Raw genomic sequence first — 14869 nt, 5'->3', positions numbered from 1 at the left:
TGAACTCCGTCCCCAAAAGCAGACTCGCGACACTTGTGGCCGCCATGATGGCACTCGTCCTGGCAGCGGCAGCTCTGGTGCTCGTCCTGGCGGACGTGGCCACGACGTCGGCGGACCCCGTCAACGAGGGCCAGCAGCTCGCCTCACCGCCCGCCAAGCTGGCCGCCGACCGGAGACAGGGGGCCGGAACGGCCGGCCGGTCCCGGGCGACGGCCAATCCCCTCTACAAGACCGGACGCCTCGCCGACGTGAACTGCGCCCCCGGGGCGCTGCCCGCCGGGAGCATGGTGGCCTACCGGCGCTTCCTCACCCGCGTGACCGCCTGCCTGAACAAGGCGTGGGCGGCGCAGTTCCGCAAGGCGAAGATGCCCTTCGCCAAGCCGCGGCTGCGCATCATCACCAGGAAGATCAAGACGCCCTGCGGCGCGTGGAACACCGGCGCCGACGGCGTCTACTGCTCCACCGACCGCACCATGTACCTGATGATCAGCAAGTCCCAGCTGCGCAACCCGTTCCCACTCGGCATCACGCGCCTGATCGCGCACGAGTACGGCCACCACGTGCAGCAGGTCTCCGGCATCTGGACCTACTACTGGTCCGCGCGGTCGGTCGCCGGCAAGGCCAAGCGCCTGCAGCTCTCGCGCAACTCCGAACTGCAGGCCGAGTGCTTCTCCGCGGTCTTCATGAGCACGATGCGCGGCACCCCGCTCGTCACCGACGCCGACTGGGCCTACACCGTGGGCTGGTTCAGGAAGAACGGGGCCAAGGGCTGGCCGCAGAACGACCACGGCAGAGGACCGACGCAGGCGGCGTGGATGACGCGCGGGTTCAACCGGGGCACCCCCGGCTCGTGCAACACCTGGGCGGCCAATCCCCGAAATGTCACCTGACGGCGCCCTTTGATCGTCTTTACCTGGAACTCCTTCTTTCACTAGGGTTCCGTCTCATGCGTATCCCCTTAACGGCGCTGCTGGCGGGTGCCCTGGCGAGCGTGCTGCTCGCCGGCACCGCCCACGCCGCCACCTCCTCCTCCTCGGCCCCCGCCTTCAAGGCGGCCCTGGCGAAGAACCCGATCTACAAGACGGGCAAGCTCGGCTACGACACGTGCGACGAGCAGGACGTCCAGAGCGCCGACGTGGACGAGGTCAGGGTCTACCTGGAGGGCGTGCTCGACTGCCTCGACGCCGCCTGGAAGCCCGTGGTCAAGCGCGCGGGCTTCACCTTCAGCAAGCCGACCCTGCGGCTGATCACCAAGCCGGGCGCTCCGACGGGGTGCGGCGACAAGTTCCCCGCCGCCGCGCAGGCGGTCTACTGCTCGAAGAACAAGCGGATCACCTACCTGGTCAACTCGGCCGTGGTGCAGGAGCCGAACGACCTCATGCTGATGGCCGTGCTGGCCCACGAGTACGGTCACCACATCCAGCGGCTCACCGGCATGTTCGGGGCGCTGACGCCGTACAAGAGGAAGAACATCGCGCGGGTGCTGGACGAGTCGCGCCGGCTCGAACTGCAGGCGGAGTGCCTGGCGGGCACGTTCATCGGCAGCGTGTGGCACTCGCTCGGCCGCAAGGAGACGGACTTCACCTACATCGCCGGCAGCGGCGGCAGCGGATCCGTCCTGTCCCTGCTCGGCATCAAGGGCGAGGACCAGGCCCAGCAGACGCACGGCAGCGCCAAGAACATCGGCGCCTGGCTCAAGCGGGGATACGACACCGAGTCGGCCGGCGGCTGCAACACCTTCAAGGCGCCTAAGTCCCAGGTGTCCTGAGTCTCCTTCACCGGGATCCGCGATCATGCGCGTCTTCCTCGTAGCGCCGGCCGCGTGCGTGGTCGCGGGGCTGCTGCTGCCCGCGCCCGCGCAGGCCGCGTCGAGGATCGGCCAGGGCGGGCTGCTGGGCTCGGCGGGCGGGGCGGTGGTGGCGCAGAAGTGCGCGGTCCCCGAGATCCGGCCGGGCAGCACGGCCTCGCTCCGGGCCTTCCACCGGGCGATGGCGCGCTGCGCCGACCGCTTCTGGGCGGCCAGGTTCGCCGCCGCCGGGCTGGCGTACAGTTCTCCCGAGGTCACGATCACCACGGGCGGCGACTCGGTCTGCGGGGCGATCGCCGGCAGCGGGGCGCAGTACTGTCCCGAGCAGCGCACGATCGTGGTCCGGATCACGAAGGGCGACCTGCGGGATCCGTTCCGGATGAACCTGGCGCACTCCGTCGCGCACGAGTGGGGACATCACGTGCAGCAGCTCATCGGGGTGCTGAACGCGCAGGCCGCCCTGTACGCGCCCGCCTCGAAGAGCGCGCGCAGGCTGCTCAGCCACCGGCTCGAGATGCAGGCCGAGTGCTTCGCCGGGGTCTTCTACAGCGCCGCGCTCAAGTCGATCGGGCCGGACATCGGCTGGAAGGACTGGCTGGCGGCGGTGCGCTCGGCGGACGAGAGCGACGTCCACGGCAAACCGCGCAACCTGGCGTCCTGGCAGGACCGCGGTTATCGGGGCGGGACCGCCGGGTTCTGCAACACCTGGACGGCCGGCAAACACAAGGTCACCTGAACCCGCGCGGCCCGACGTCCGCCCGATCCGGGCATTTCACCGCAGGTCAGGCGAGGGGCGTTCTCGCGGGTCAGGCGGTCACGCGGGCCAGGACCTCTAAGGGGTCGGCCAGGACGTGGGCGAAGGCCAGTTCGGCGGCCCCCACCAGGGTGGCCGCGTCGCCCAGCGCCGAGGTGCGCAGCCGCAGCCGCTCGCGCTGCGGCGCCATCGCGTGCAGGGCGAGCTGGGTACGCACCTGCGCGGCGGACCCGAGATAGATGTCACGCAGAATGCCGCCGAAGACCACGATCTCCGGATTGAAGATGTTCACCAGGTTAGCCACGCCGAGCCCGAGCCAGTCGCCGACCCGGCTGAGCGCCTCCTGGGCCACGATGTCGCCCCGGTCGGCCGCCGCCACCACGGTGCGCACCGCGTCGCGGCCGTGCTGCCCGGCCGCCACCCGGCCGGCCGACTCCAGCAGCGCCCGCTCCCCCACCTCGGCTTCGAGGCATCCGTGCGAGCCGCAGCCGCAGGCGCGCCCGCCGGGGTTGACGACCATGTGGCCGACCTCGCCGCCGTAGCCGTCGTGGCCGCCGAGCAGGTGGCCGCCCGCGATGATGCCGCCGCCGATGCCGACGTCGCCGTGCAGGAAGATGAGGTCTCTGACGGCCGCCCCGACGCCGCGGCTGTGCTCGGCGAGCGCGGCCAGGTTGGCGTCGTTGCCCACGCTGACGGGCAAACCGAGGCCGAGCCTGCGGGCCAGCTCGTCGCCGAACGGCACCTCGTCGGCCATCAGGTTGGGCCCGAACTTGATCACGCCGTCGCCCTTGCGCACGCCGCCGGAGACCGCCGCCGCCGCGCCGACGCAGACCGTGTCCTCCCTGGTCTTGCGCCGCATCTGCCGGGCGAACCCGGACAGTGTGCCGGTCAGCTCGTCCAGTTCGAACCGGTCGCGGTCGCGTACGCACTCCTTGCGGTCGAGGATCACCCCGCCCAGCCCCACGCGGGCCACGGCCAGCCGGTCGGGGCCCACGTCGAAGGCGAACACGTACACCTTGGCCGACTCGGGGCGTACCACGAGCGAGGGCCGGCCGGCCCGGCCCGTCTCTCGCGGCAGCTCCTCCCGCACCAGCCCCGCGGCGGTGAGGTCGGAGGTCAGGGCCATGATCGTGCTGCGGTTGAGCCCCATCTTCGCGGTCAGCTCGGCGCGTGAGATCGGCCCGCCCAGATGGACGTGGCGGAGCAGCGCGCCGAGGTTGTGGCGTCTGATGTCCTCTTGGGAGGGGCCGGCACGCATGGTCTGGGGTTCCTTCAGGGGCTGTGAGTCGCTGATCACCTTAGACCAGCGGCCGCCGCCCGCTTGCGCGCGAGGGCGTCGACTCCCGCCGCGAGCAGCAGCACAGACCCGGTGACCAGGTACTTCACGCTGGCACCGTAGCCCATCAGGCCCATCCCGTTCTCGATCACCGCCACCACGGCGCCGCCGAGCACGGCGTCGAGCACTCTGCCCTTACCGCCGAACAGGCTGGTGCCGCCGATGACCGCCGCGCCGACCGCGTACAGCAGGACGGAGCTGCCGCCCGTGTTCGGGTCGACGGAGCTGGCCCTGGAGGCGGCCACGATGCCGCCGATCGCGGCCATCGAGGAGCAGATCACGAACGCGCTGATCTTGATCCGGTCGACCGGAATGCCGGCTCGCCTGGCCGCCTCGGTGTTGCCGCCGACCGCGTACAGGTGCCGGCCGAACCCGGTGCGGCGCAGCACCAGCGTCCACACGACCAGCAGCACCAGGATGATCGGCACCACGATGGGCACGCCGGTGAGCGAGACGATCGCCGCGTTGCGGCTGCGTTCGAGGTTGAGCGCGGCCACCGCGAGGCCGGCGAAGAGCGCCAGTATGCCGACGCGGAAGGCGATCAGCGACAGCGGGTCGGCGACCAGGCCGCGGCCGGCCCGCTTCCTGGCCCGCCTGAGCTGCACGCCGGCGAAGATCGCCACGCAGGCCGCGTAGACGGCCCAGCCGAGCCAGGGCGGCAGGTTCTTGTTGGCGATGGCGACGATCACCTCGTCGCGGACGGAGATGTTCGTGCCCTCGTCCACCAGCACCAGGACCAGGCCCTGGAAGGCGAGGAAGGCGGCCAGGGTGACCACGAACGACGGGATGCCGACCTTGGCGACCAGCGAGCCCAGCACGGTGCCGATGAGCACACCGGTGAGGATGGCCGCCGCGACGCAGACGTACCAGGGCAGGCCCGCGCTCGCCAGGGTGACGGCGAGCACCGCCGCGCAGACGCCGCTGGCGAAGCCCGCGGACAGGTCGATCTCGCCGAGCAGCAGCACGAACACCAGGCCCATGGCGATGAGCGTGACGGCGGCGCCCTGCGTGAACAGGTTGGCGAAGTTGATCGCCGTGACGAAGGAGGGACGGGCGGCGGCGAAGACCGCGCAGAGCACGACCAGGCCGAGCACGGCCGGCAGCGCTCCCATGTCGCCGCCGCGCACCCGCTGGATGTAGGCGAGGAAGCTGTTCCTGATCGAGGGGGCCTCCGCCGCCGTGACGATGGCCTCCCCCGGCAGTTCTTTGACCTTGTTCATGGGGTGACCCCGTTCTTGAGGCCCAGTTCGCCGCTGCGGCCTGAGGTGATCAGTTCGACGACCTGGGCGTGCGTCACGTCGGAGGTCTTGACCTGGGCGGCCATCCTGCCGAGGTAGAGGGCCGCGATGCGGTCGGAGACGGCGAACACGTCGTTCATGTTGTGCGAGATGAGCACGACGGCCAGGCCGGTGTCGGCCAGCCTGCGCACCAGCTCCAGCACCTGCGCGGTCTGGGCCACGCCCAGCGCCGCGGTGGGCTCGTCCAGGATGACGACCTTGCTGTTCCACAGCACGGCCTTGGCGATGGCCACGGTCTGGCGCTGGCCTCCGGACAGGCTGGAGACCTGCTGCCTGATCGACTTCACCGTCCGGACGGACAGGCCGCTCAGGGTCTTCTCGGCCAGTTCCTCCATGCTGTCCTCGTCCAGCAGGAGACCGTTCTTGCGCTCCCTGCCGAGGAACATGTTCTGGACGATGTCGAGGTTGTCGCAGAGGGCGAGGTCCTGGTAGACGATCTCGATGCCCAGCTCGCCCGCGTCGCGGGGGCTGTGCACGTGGACCTCGGCGCCGTCGAAGAGGACCTGGCCCCCGTCGATCGGGTAGATCCCGCCGATGCACTTGACCAGGGTGGACTTTCCCGCGCCGTTGTCACCGACGAGGGCGGTGACCTGGCCGGGGTAGGCGGCGAACGCGACGTCGTGCAGGACCTTCACCGGACCGAAGCTCTTGTCGAGCCCGCGCACTTCGAGGAGGGGGTTCATGTGGCTCCCTAAACGGGGGTACGGCGCCGCGCTCGTGGCGCGGGCCGTACCCCTGGGTGTTATTGAATGCCTGCCTCGGTGCACTTCTCGGCGAAGTCACCCTTGCAGAGTTCCTCCTTGGTGACGTAACCGTCGGCCACCACGTCCTTGACGTTGTCGGCGTAGATGGCCTGCGGCTCCATCAGCTCGGCGGGCACGTCCTGGTTCGTCTCCGGGTCCTTGACGCTGCCGCTGGCCGTGGGCTTCTCACCCTTGGCCAGTGCCACCGCGAGCTTGGCCGCGGCGTCGGCCTCCTTCTTGACCGCCTTGTAGACGGTCATGCACTGGTCGCCGGCCAGGATGTTCTGCAGACCCTGGACGGTGGCGTCCTGCCCCGTGACCGGGACCTTGCCGTTGAGGTTGTTCTTCTTCAGCACCGTGATGGCGGCGTTGCCGAGGCCGTCGTTGGCGGCCAGGACACCGGCGATCTTCGGCTGCTCGGTCAGCATCTGCTCGAAGAGCGTGCCGGCCTGGGTGTTGTCCCAGTCGGGCACCGACTGCTCGGGGCCCTTGACGTAGTCGCCGGAGTCGAACTTCGGCTTCAGCACGCCGTCGTAGCCCTCCTTGAACAGGGTGGCGTTGTTGTCCGTCGGCGACCCGTTCAGGTAGGCGACGATGGGCTTGTCCGCCTTCTTGTCGGTCAGGCACTTGCTCAGGCCTTCGCCCTGGAGCGTGCCGACCTTGGTGTTGTCGAAGCTGACGTAGTAGGCGGCGCCACCACCGAGCGTCAGGCGGTCATAGTCGATGGTGGGCACGCCCTGCGACTTGGCCTTCTCGATCACCGTCTTGCCGGTGCCGCTGTCCAGGTTCACGATCATCAGGACGGTGGCGCCGTTGGTGATCATCTGGTCGGCGATGGTCTGGAACGCGGTCTTGTCGTTCTGCGCGTTCTGGATGTCGTACTCGACACCCGCGGCCTTGAACGCCTCTTCGAGGTACTTGCGGTCAGCCGTCTCCCACCGGGCCGAGGACTTGCTGTCCGGCAGGATGACACCGACCTTGCCGGCCTTGGCGGCCGAGGAGGCCGGGGCGGACGAGGTCGACGTAGTGGTCTGTCCGCCGTCGCCCCCGCAGGCGGTGAGACCTAGTGCGAGCGCGGCTGCCGCGGCGGTCATGCTGAGGATCCCCTTGCGCATGGTGCAGGGTCCTTTCTTCCGGAGGGGCCCGGATGAATGTTGTTTGCGGCAACGTATTCCGGGAGCGAGCGCATGGGAAGGGGGTCAAGGCGGCTAGTTTGTTGTTTCCGGTAACAATCCAGAAACGTCACCTCAATCCGGCCGACGCATCCCGGCAACGTCCGGGGGCGACCCGGCCTGGCGGCGGCGATACGGTACGACGGCGCTGCCCGCGGTCGTCGCCCTCCTCGACGGCGAGCGGGCGGGAGTCGCCACCTATCGGATCACCGGCCGGGAGTGCGAGCTCGTGACGCTCGGCTCCGTACGCGACGGCGCGGGTGTCGGCACCGCCCTCGTCGACGCCGTGGCGCAGGCGGCGCGTGCCGAGGGCGCCGAGCGGCTGTGGCTGATCACCGCCAACGACAGTCTGCGGGCGCTGCGCTTCCACCAGCGCTACGGCTTCGACCTCGTCGCCGTGCGGCGCCGGGGCCGAGCGCCGCCGCCTGATCCGTGGGACGGGTCAGGAGAGCCAGCCCTGGGTGAGGGCGTTCTGCACGATGAGGGCCAGGGCGGAGGCCGCGGCCACCACCAGCACCGCCGTCCGCGCCCGGCCGCCGTCGAGGTAGCGGCGCAGCCGTCCCGAGACCAGGAAGCCGAGCACCATCGGCACGATCAGCACCGCCCCCGTCAGCAGCGCGCGGGCGGGCAGTTCGTCCACGTACGCGAGGACGAGCAGCGACTGGGCGGCGCTCAGGAAGAAGAACATGGCCAGCGTCGCCCGGATCTGCGGCCCCTTGGCGCTCTGATAGACGAGCCCGATCGGCGGCCCGCCGATGCCCGTCGCGGTGCCGGTCACGCCGGACACGAAACCGGCCGAGGTGATCGTGAGCCCGTTGCGCGGCACGCTCAACGCCCGCGCGGTCAGCGCCACGGCGAGCAGCACCATGACCGCCACGAACAGGCTCCTGGCCTGCACGGTGAAGAAGACGACGACGGCGCCCCCGATCACGCTGCCGGGCAGCCTGCCGAGCACCGCGAACACCAGGCCGCGCCAGTCCACCTTCCGCCATTCGACGGCCAGGGTGAACAGCGGCAGGACCAGGTTGACCACCTGCGCGGCGCCGGGCATGAGGTCCGGGACCAGCATGGTCAGCACCGGGACCGCGACCAGCCCGAGCCCGAACCCCACCCCGCCCTGCACGATCGCGCCCGCGAAGACCGCCAGCCCCCCGACCACCAGGACCAACGCCGTATCACCCATGCGGCAGAGTCAACCATCCCCGCCCTCGGCACCTTCCGCCGCGTTCCGGGTGCACGCCGTGCGATCGCGGGCGTCCTTCGGAGGGTGGCGGGCTGTTCTGGCCGCTCATGGGCGCGCCTTCCGACCGTGCCGGGCCCTGGAAGCCTCCCCGTGCCCCGTGCGCGGCCGAGAGACGCCTGTACGACGCCGTACGCGCCGCCGGGGCCCTGGGCGCGCCGTACCGGCTCAAGTGCGGTCAGAGAGCCGGCTCACCGCCGCCGGCCTCCAACGGGCCGGCCGACGTGCGACGGCGGGGATGGAGAAAGCCGCCTCGCGGGGGTTGCCCGCGGGGCGGCTCTCAGGTGTCGGGTGGTTCCCCCGATACGGGCGCGTGAGGATCACGCCCAACCCCCGGCGCGCAGGCCAAGGGCTCCCTGCTCCCGCCCGGCTCATGACCGGGCGGAAGGCGGGAAGACTCGGCTCACTTGGCGAGCAGCGAGCGCAGCACGTACTGCATGATGCCGCCGTGCCGGTAGTAGTCGGCCTCGCCGGGGGTGTCGATGCGGACGACCGCGTCGAACTCGACGTCGCCCGCCTTGACGTGCACCGTCCGCGGGATGCCGCCCTGGTTGAGCTCCTCGACGCCGGTGATGTCGAACGTCTCCTCGCCGGTCAGCCCCAGCGACTCGGCCGAGCCGCCCTCGGGGAACTGCAGCGGCAGCACGCCCATGCCGATCAGGTTGGAGCGGTGGATGCGCTCGTAGGACTCGGCGATGACCGCGCGCACGCCGAGCAGCGCCGTGCCCTTGGCCGCCCAGTCGCGCGAGGAGCCCGAGCCGTATTCCTTGCCCGCCAGCACCACCAGCGGGGTGCCGGCCGCGGCGTAGTTGACGGAGGCGTCGTAGATGAACGACACCGGCGTGTCGGGCTGGGTGAAGTCGCGGGTGTAGCCGCCCTCGGTGCCGGGCGCGATCTGGTTGCGCAGCCGGATGTTGGCGAACGTGCCCCTGATCATCACCTCGTGGTTGCCGCGCCGCGAGCCGTAGGAGTTGAAGTCCTTGACCTCGACGCCGTTGCCGCGCAGGTATTCGGCGGCGGGGGTGCCGGGCTTGATGGAGCCCGCCGGGGAGATGTGGTCGGTGGTGACCGAGTCGCCGACCTTGACCAGGACGCGGGCGCCCGAGATGTCGGTCACCGGCTCCGGCTTCTCCGGCATGCCGTCGAAGTAGGGGGCCTTGCGCACGTAGGTCGAGTCGGGGTCCCACTCGAAGGTGTCGCCGGTCGGGATCGGCAGCGAGCGCCAGTGGTCGTCGCCCTTGAACACGTCGGCGTAGTCGCGCTCGAACATGTCGCGGCCGATCGAGGAATTGACCACCGCCGCGATCTCCTCGGGCGAGGGCCAGATGTCGCGCAGGTAGACGGGCTCGCCGTCGGAGCCGCGGCCGAGCGGCTCGGTGTCGAGGTCGAGGTCCATGGTGCCGGCCAGCGCGTACGCCACGACGAGCGGCGGCGAGGCCAGGTAGTTCATCTTGACGTCGGGGTTGATCCGGCCCTCGAAGTTGCGGTTGCCGGACAGCACGGCGGTGACCGCGAGGTCGTTGGCCTGGATGGCGTCGGAGATCTCCGGCAGCAGCGGGCCGGAGTTGCCGATGCAGGTGGTGCAGCCGTAGCCGACGAGGTTGAAGCCGATCTTGTCGAGGTACGGCTGCAGGCCGGAGCGCTCGAAGTAGCCGGTGACCACCTGCGAGCCGGGGGCGAGCGACGTCTTGACCCACGGCTTGCGGGTGAGCCCCTTGTCGACGGCGTTGCGGGCGAGCAGGGCCGCGCCGAGCATGACGTAGGGGTTGGAGGTGTTGGTGCAGGAGGTGATCGCGGCGATGGAGACGATGCCGTGGTCGATCTCGAACGTGGTGCCGTCGGCCAGCGTGACGGGGACCGGCTTGTGCGGCCGGCCGCCGTTGGCGGTGGCGTTGGAGGCGGGCGAGTCGGAGGCCGGGAAGCTCTCCTCGACGGCCTCGTCCACGCCGTCGCTCACGTAGTTCTGCACGTCGTGGCGCCAGGCCCGCTTGGCGTCGGACAGCGCGATGCGGTCCTGCGGGCGCTTGGGGCCGGCGATCGACGGGACGACGGTGGCCAGGTCGAGCTCGATGTACTCGGAGAACTCCGGCTCGGCCGAGGACGGGTCGAGCCAGAGGCCCTGCTCCTTGGCGTAGGCCTCGACGAGGGCGATCTGCTCCTCGGAGCGGCCGGTCAGGCGCAGGTAGTCGACGGTCTGGCCGTCGATCGGGAAGATCGCGCAGGTGGAGCCGAACTCGGGGCTCATGTTGCCGATCGTGGCCCGGTCGGCCAGCGGCACGGAGGAGACGCCCTCGCCGTAGAACTCGACGAACTTGCCGACCACGCCGTGCTTGCGCAGGATCTCGGTGATCGTCAGGACCAGGTCGGTGGCGGTGGCCCCGGCGGGCAGCTTGCCGCTGAGCTTGAAGCCGACCACGCGCGGGATGAGCATGGAGATCGGCTGGCCGAGCATCGCGGCCTCGGCCTCGATGCCGCCGACGCCCCAGCCGAGGACGCCGATGCCGTTCTCCATCGTGGTGTGGGAGTCGGTGCCGACGCAGGTGTCGGGGTAGGCCCTGGTGACGCCGTCGGCGCCGCGGGTCATGACCACGCGGGCCAGGTGCTCGATGTTGACCTGGTGCACGATGCCGGTGCCGGGCGGGACGACCTTGAACTCGTCGAAGGCCGTCTGGCCCCAGCGCAGGAACTGGTAGCGCTCGCGGTTGCGCTCGTATTCGCGCTCGACGTTGCGCTGGAAGGCGTCGGGGTGACCGAAGTAGTCGACGATGACCGAGTGGTCGATGACCATCTCGGCCGGCGCGAGCGGGTTGATCCGGGCGGCGTCGCCGCCGAGGTCGCGCACGGCCTCGCGCATGGTGGCCAGGTCGACCACGCAGGGCACGCCGGTGAAGTCCTGCATGATGACGCGGCCGGGCGTGAACTGGATCTCCACGCTGGGCGCCGCCTTGGGGTCCCAGCCGCCCAGCGCACGGATGTGGTCGGCCGTGACGTTGGCGCCGTCCTCGGTGCGGAGGAGGTTTTCCAGCAGGATCTTCAGGCTGTACGGGAGGCGTGCGGCGCCTTCTACGGCATCCAGCCGGAAGATCTCGTATGCCGCGTCGCCGACGCGTAGCGTGTCACGGCTGCCGAAGCTGTTCGCGGACACGGTGATTCGCCTCCTCCATCAGACATGTGTTCAAACAGAATCCTGCCGCACTCCCTGACCAACAAGTACGTTAGGTAAACCTAACTCGCAGGTGGCGGCGGATCTCTCGACGTCAAGATATCTCTAGAGTATCTCGACATCAAGTTAAACCGGCGTCAGCCGCCAGAAGAGCAGTCCGATGATCGCCACGGACAGGATCGGGGCCAGGATCTTCTGCTCGAACGTCCGCCCCGTCTTGATGCCGATCTTCCACGGCAGCACGAACTTGGCCCCCAGCGGCCAGAGCACCGGACAGCCCCGCTCGGTCATGCAGTCGCCGACCACGTGGATGAAGCAGCCGACCCCCACCGCCAGCCCCAGCCAGGCGTAGCCCACGTCGAGGGAGCGGAAGACGGCGTACAGCCCGGCGGTCATGCCGACGTTGATCATGGCCGAGCCCATCTTGTTGCCCGGGATCCCCACGCCGACCGCCCGCAGAGCCAGGCCGATGAGCAGCACGACCATGATGTCGCGCCCTAAGGGATAGGCGCCGGCCAGCCAGTGCGCGCCGAACCCGAGCGCCACCGCGAAGAGCAGTGAGTGGGTGGCCCCGCGATGGCCGCCGGCCAGCCAGGACACGGCCTTGCTGAGCGCCCACGTGACGGGCCCGAACGTCTGCGCGATCGTCGCGCTCGGATGGTCGAGGTCGGGCAGCATCGCGGCGCCCGCGCAGATGATCGCCCCGGCGATCAGCTCGGCGGGAGTGAGCGCGGTGGCCATGATCCCGGTTTCGATGAATCGTGACGACTCGTTGACCAGTGGCAGCGCGGCGAGAGGCGGAGCCAGCCCCAGCCAGGCGATGGCCCCGGTCATCGCGTGAGAGTGCCCCATCATGATCGGGACTGTACGGCAAAGAAGCTTTTGACGCGGCGCGGGCGGGCCGGAACGCTCCACGGCCGCCAGGGAAATGTGCCGCAAACGCAGACGAGGTCGTCTCCGCGGCGACAGCACCCCCCAGCCCTGCCGACGCGGAACGACCTCGTCTGCTCTGAACAACGAGAGCCGTCCCCATCCTGTTCCCGGATTCCGCAACTTTTTCGTGATCTGGCTCACGTCCGCGCTTTGCTTGCCAACGACATACTATCGATATATCTTTGACACATCGAGAATAGATCGCGATATAGGAGGAAGTAATGGTTCATCACATGGCAGCAGGGTCACCCTGGCCCGGCGCACATGACTACAAGCGCGCGGCCCGCGAGGCGATTCAGGCCATGGCCGACGCCTTCGAGCAGTTCGGCGGCCACCACCACGGCGGTCCGCACGGCGGGCCCCACGAGCGCCGCCAGCGCGGCAGGAGAGGCGGGCCCGGCCCGTTCGACTTCGGGCGCGGCGGTCCGTTCGGGCCGGGCGGCCCGTTCGGTCCCGGCGGCGGCCCGTGGAGCGGCGGCCACCGAGGCTGGGGCGGCAGAGGCCGCAAGGCCAAGCGGGGCGACGTGCGCGCCGCGATCCTGGCCCTGCTCTCCGAGCAGCCGCGCAACGGCTACCAGATCATCCAGGAGATCGCCGAGCGCAGCGAGGGCGGCTGGAAGCCCAGCCCCGGCGCCGTCTACCCGGCGCTCCAGCAGCTCACGGACGAGGGCCTGGTCATCTCGGAGGAGAACGAGGGCCGCAAGACCTTCCGCCTGACCGAGGAGGGCCGCAACTACATCGAGGCGCACGCCGACGAGGTCCGCGCCCCCTGGGACGAGATGCGTCCGGACATCGACGACAACACTGCCGATCTATGGCATATCGCTCGACAATCGGCATTCGCCATGATGCAGGTTCTTCAGACCGGAAACGACGCACAAATCCGCGAAGCGCGTAAGACTCTGGTAGAGACCCGGCGCAAGCTCTACCAGATCCTGGCCGACGGCGACCCGGGCGAGGAGTGAGCGACCGCACGGGAGGACGAGGAGCCTAGGCATGGACAGCAGCGAACTCCGCATCGGCGACGCCGAGCGCGAGCAGACCATGGCGGCCCTGCGTGAGCACTTCGCGCAGGGCCGCCTGACCCACGAAGAACTCGACGAGCGCCTCGACCGGTCGCTGGCCGCCAAGACGGCCGGCGACCTGGCCCAGGTGACCGCCGACCTGCCGGGCCATCAGCCCGCCTACCGCGAGCAGGCGGCCCCGTACGAGACGCCGGGCTCCCCCTACGGGCCGGGCGACTGGCGGGCGGCGATGCACGCCCACCGGCAGCAGATGCGGTCCATGCACGACACGCACCGCGAGATGCACCGTGCCGCCTGGCAGGCCCGGCGCGAGATGCGCTGGCGCGGCCCAATGCGCGGCCCGATGCGCGGCCCGATGCAGGGGCCCATGAGAAGAGGACACGGACCCCACCCGCTGGTGCCCGTGCTGTTCGTGCTCATGGTGCTCGGGCTGATCTTCGGCGGCTTCGGGGTGTTCAAGGCACTGCTGGTGGTGTGGCTGGGGGCGCTGCTGTTCTCCCTGGTGCGCCGTCGTTTCCACCATCGCGGCTGACGACCCTCCCCCCGATCGTTTTGGGCCTTGACCCGGTCAAAGGCGCACCTGATGATCTGGGCGGGTCTTCAACGCGAAGGGGAAATCCGCATGACCGAGCAGGGCACTCCGGTCCGCCAGACGAATCCGTTCGCCGCCGTCGCGGACGCCGACGGCCTCGTCCTGGACGTGCCGGAGTACCAGGCCCGGTTCGAACGCGACCACGCGGCCTGCACGGAGCCGATGTGGAAGCTGGAGCGCGCGCAGGTCTTCTACGAGCCCGACGTGGCGAGCTGGCGGGCCATGATGGACGGCGACTGGGGGCGGTCGCTGGCGCTGATCGAGCGGGTGGCCGGGCCGCTGGCCGACTACTTCCGGCACCGCCAGCCGGTCAGACGGGTACGCGTGGTGGAGTTACCCGTCACCGCCTACCTGCAGTGGGAGATGCACATCCTGGCGCTGCGCGCGCGGGCGGGCTCCCCCTGCCGGACGGTGCCGGCCGAGCGGGTCGCCGCCCTCGATCCCCTGCCCGAGCTGGTGATCTTCTCTCCGTCCCTCATGTACGAGGTCCTCTACGACCGGCACGGCGGAGGCAGCGGCGGCCGGCGGATCACCGACGCGGAGGTCGTCGGCCCCTGCCTGCGGGCCGTGCGGGGGCTGTTCGACGAGGGCGAGGAGGTGGACGCCTTCCACGAGCGCGAGGTCGTGCCGCTGCCCCCACCGGTGATCACCGACGAGATGCGGGCGGCGCTGCCCGCCTACGCGCACCGTACCGAGGAGTTCAGGGTCTGACCGCGTGACCGCCGATGAGGGGGCGCTCCCGACAGGAGCGCCCCCTCATCGGCGTTGACACGGTTCGGTCATGGTGGCATCCGTTGACCCAGATG

General features: G+C 70.1%; 13 protein-coding genes and 1 pseudogene. 7 read left to right on the top strand and 7 right to left on the bottom strand.

Annotated features, from left to right (window positions below; genetic code table 11):
• The first annotated feature begins 44 nt into the window (after window positions 1-44).
• The 3 genes from OIE67_RS07745 to OIE67_RS07735 are packed head-to-tail and all read left to right on the top strand — an operon-like array spanning window position 45 to window position 2543.
• Window positions 45-890: a neutral zinc metallopeptidase gene (locus OIE67_RS07745; RefSeq protein WP_326638057.1), complete on the top strand. Its 846-nt coding sequence runs from the start codon at window positions 45-47 to the stop codon at window positions 888-890.
• 56 nt (window positions 891-946) lie between these two features.
• Window positions 947-1768: a neutral zinc metallopeptidase gene (locus OIE67_RS07740; RefSeq protein WP_326638055.1), complete on the top strand. Its 822-nt coding sequence runs from the start codon at window positions 947-949 to the stop codon at window positions 1766-1768.
• Window positions 1769-1793: 25 nt separating this feature from the next.
• Complete coding sequence (locus tag OIE67_RS07735; protein WP_326638053.1) at window positions 1794-2543, top strand: neutral zinc metallopeptidase; 750 nt, start codon at window positions 1794-1796, stop codon at window positions 2541-2543.
• A 70-nt stretch (window positions 2544-2613) separates the two neighbouring features.
• Here the strand turns inward: OIE67_RS07735 and OIE67_RS07730 are convergent, their stop codons facing one another.
• From OIE67_RS07730 to OIE67_RS07715, 4 genes are read right to left on the bottom strand one after another with little or no spacing between them, the layout of a single operon-like run.
• Window positions 2614-3819 carry an ROK family transcriptional regulator gene (locus OIE67_RS07730; protein WP_326638051.1) on the bottom strand — a complete coding sequence of 402 codons (1206 nt, stop codon included), beginning with the start codon at window positions 3817-3819 and terminating at the stop codon, window positions 2614-2616.
• A gap of 35 nt (window positions 3820-3854) precedes the next feature.
• Entirely contained in the window at window positions 3855-5117 is a 1263-nt protein-coding gene (locus OIE67_RS07725; protein ID WP_326638049.1) for a sugar ABC transporter permease, read from the bottom strand.
• On the bottom strand, window positions 5114-5878 hold the full coding sequence (locus OIE67_RS07720) for an ATP-binding cassette domain-containing protein (RefSeq protein WP_106234144.1): 765 nt from the start codon (window positions 5876-5878) through the stop codon (window positions 5114-5116). Before OIE67_RS07720 ends, OIE67_RS07725 begins: the two co-directional genes overlap by 4 nt.
• Before the next feature lie 59 nt (window positions 5879-5937).
• Window positions 5938-7053 carry a sugar ABC transporter substrate-binding protein gene (locus OIE67_RS07715; protein ID WP_106234142.1) on the bottom strand — a complete coding sequence of 372 codons (1116 nt, stop codon included), beginning with the start codon at window positions 7051-7053 and terminating at the stop codon, window positions 5938-5940.
• A 148-nt stretch (window positions 7054-7201) separates the two neighbouring features.
• On the opposite strand from OIE67_RS07715, the pseudogene OIE67_RS55380 reads away from it, so the two are divergent.
• Window positions 7202-7483: pseudogene (locus tag OIE67_RS55380) on the top strand (GNAT family N-acetyltransferase); the annotation flags it as partial.
• 69 nt (window positions 7484-7552) lie between these two features.
• Here the strand turns inward: OIE67_RS55380 and OIE67_RS07710 are convergent.
• The 3 genes from OIE67_RS07710 to OIE67_RS07700 form a co-directional block, all read right to left on the bottom strand.
• A complete protein-coding gene (locus OIE67_RS07710; RefSeq protein ID WP_326638045.1) occupies window positions 7553-8293 on the bottom strand; it encodes a sulfite exporter TauE/SafE family protein in 741 nt (246 codons plus the stop codon).
• 460 nt (window positions 8294-8753) lie between these two features.
• Window positions 8754-11495 (bottom strand): aconitate hydratase AcnA, encoded by a 2742-nt coding sequence (gene acnA / locus OIE67_RS07705; RefSeq protein ID WP_326638043.1) that lies wholly within the window; start codon window positions 11493-11495, stop codon window positions 8754-8756.
• A gap of 144 nt (window positions 11496-11639) precedes the next feature.
• The gene (locus OIE67_RS07700; protein WP_326638041.1) at window positions 11640-12368 is read right to left on the bottom strand and encodes a metal-dependent hydrolase; all 729 of its coding nucleotides are present in this window, start codon (window positions 12366-12368) and stop codon (window positions 11640-11642) included.
• Between the two features lie 299 nt (window positions 12369-12667).
• Here OIE67_RS07700 and OIE67_RS07695 point away from each other — a divergent pair, with 299 nt between their 5' ends.
• The 3 genes from OIE67_RS07695 to OIE67_RS07685 all read left to right on the top strand — a co-directional run bounded on the left by OIE67_RS07695 (window position 12668) and on the right by OIE67_RS07685 (window position 14774).
• Window positions 12668-13411 carry a PadR family transcriptional regulator gene (locus OIE67_RS07695; RefSeq protein ID WP_326638039.1) on the top strand — a complete coding sequence of 248 codons (744 nt, stop codon included), beginning with the start codon at window positions 12668-12670 and terminating at the stop codon, window positions 13409-13411.
• 31 nt (window positions 13412-13442) lie between these two features.
• Window positions 13443-14003, top strand: a complete 561-nt coding sequence (locus tag OIE67_RS07690) for a DUF1707 SHOCT-like domain-containing protein (RefSeq protein ID WP_326638036.1) — start codon at window positions 13443-13445, stop codon at window positions 14001-14003.
• 90 nt (window positions 14004-14093) lie between these two features.
• Complete coding sequence (locus OIE67_RS07685; RefSeq protein WP_106234131.1) at window positions 14094-14774, top strand: DUF6879 family protein; 681 nt, start codon at window positions 14094-14096, stop codon at window positions 14772-14774.
• Window positions 14775-14869: the final 95 nt, after the last annotated feature.

The sequence above is a fragment of the Nonomuraea fuscirosea genome (genome assembly GCF_035917475.1).
In the GTDB taxonomy this organism is placed as follows: Bacteria; Actinomycetota; Actinomycetes; order Streptosporangiales; family Streptosporangiaceae; genus Nonomuraea; species Nonomuraea fuscirosea.
This window is presented reverse-complemented; position numbering and strand designations above follow the sequence as displayed.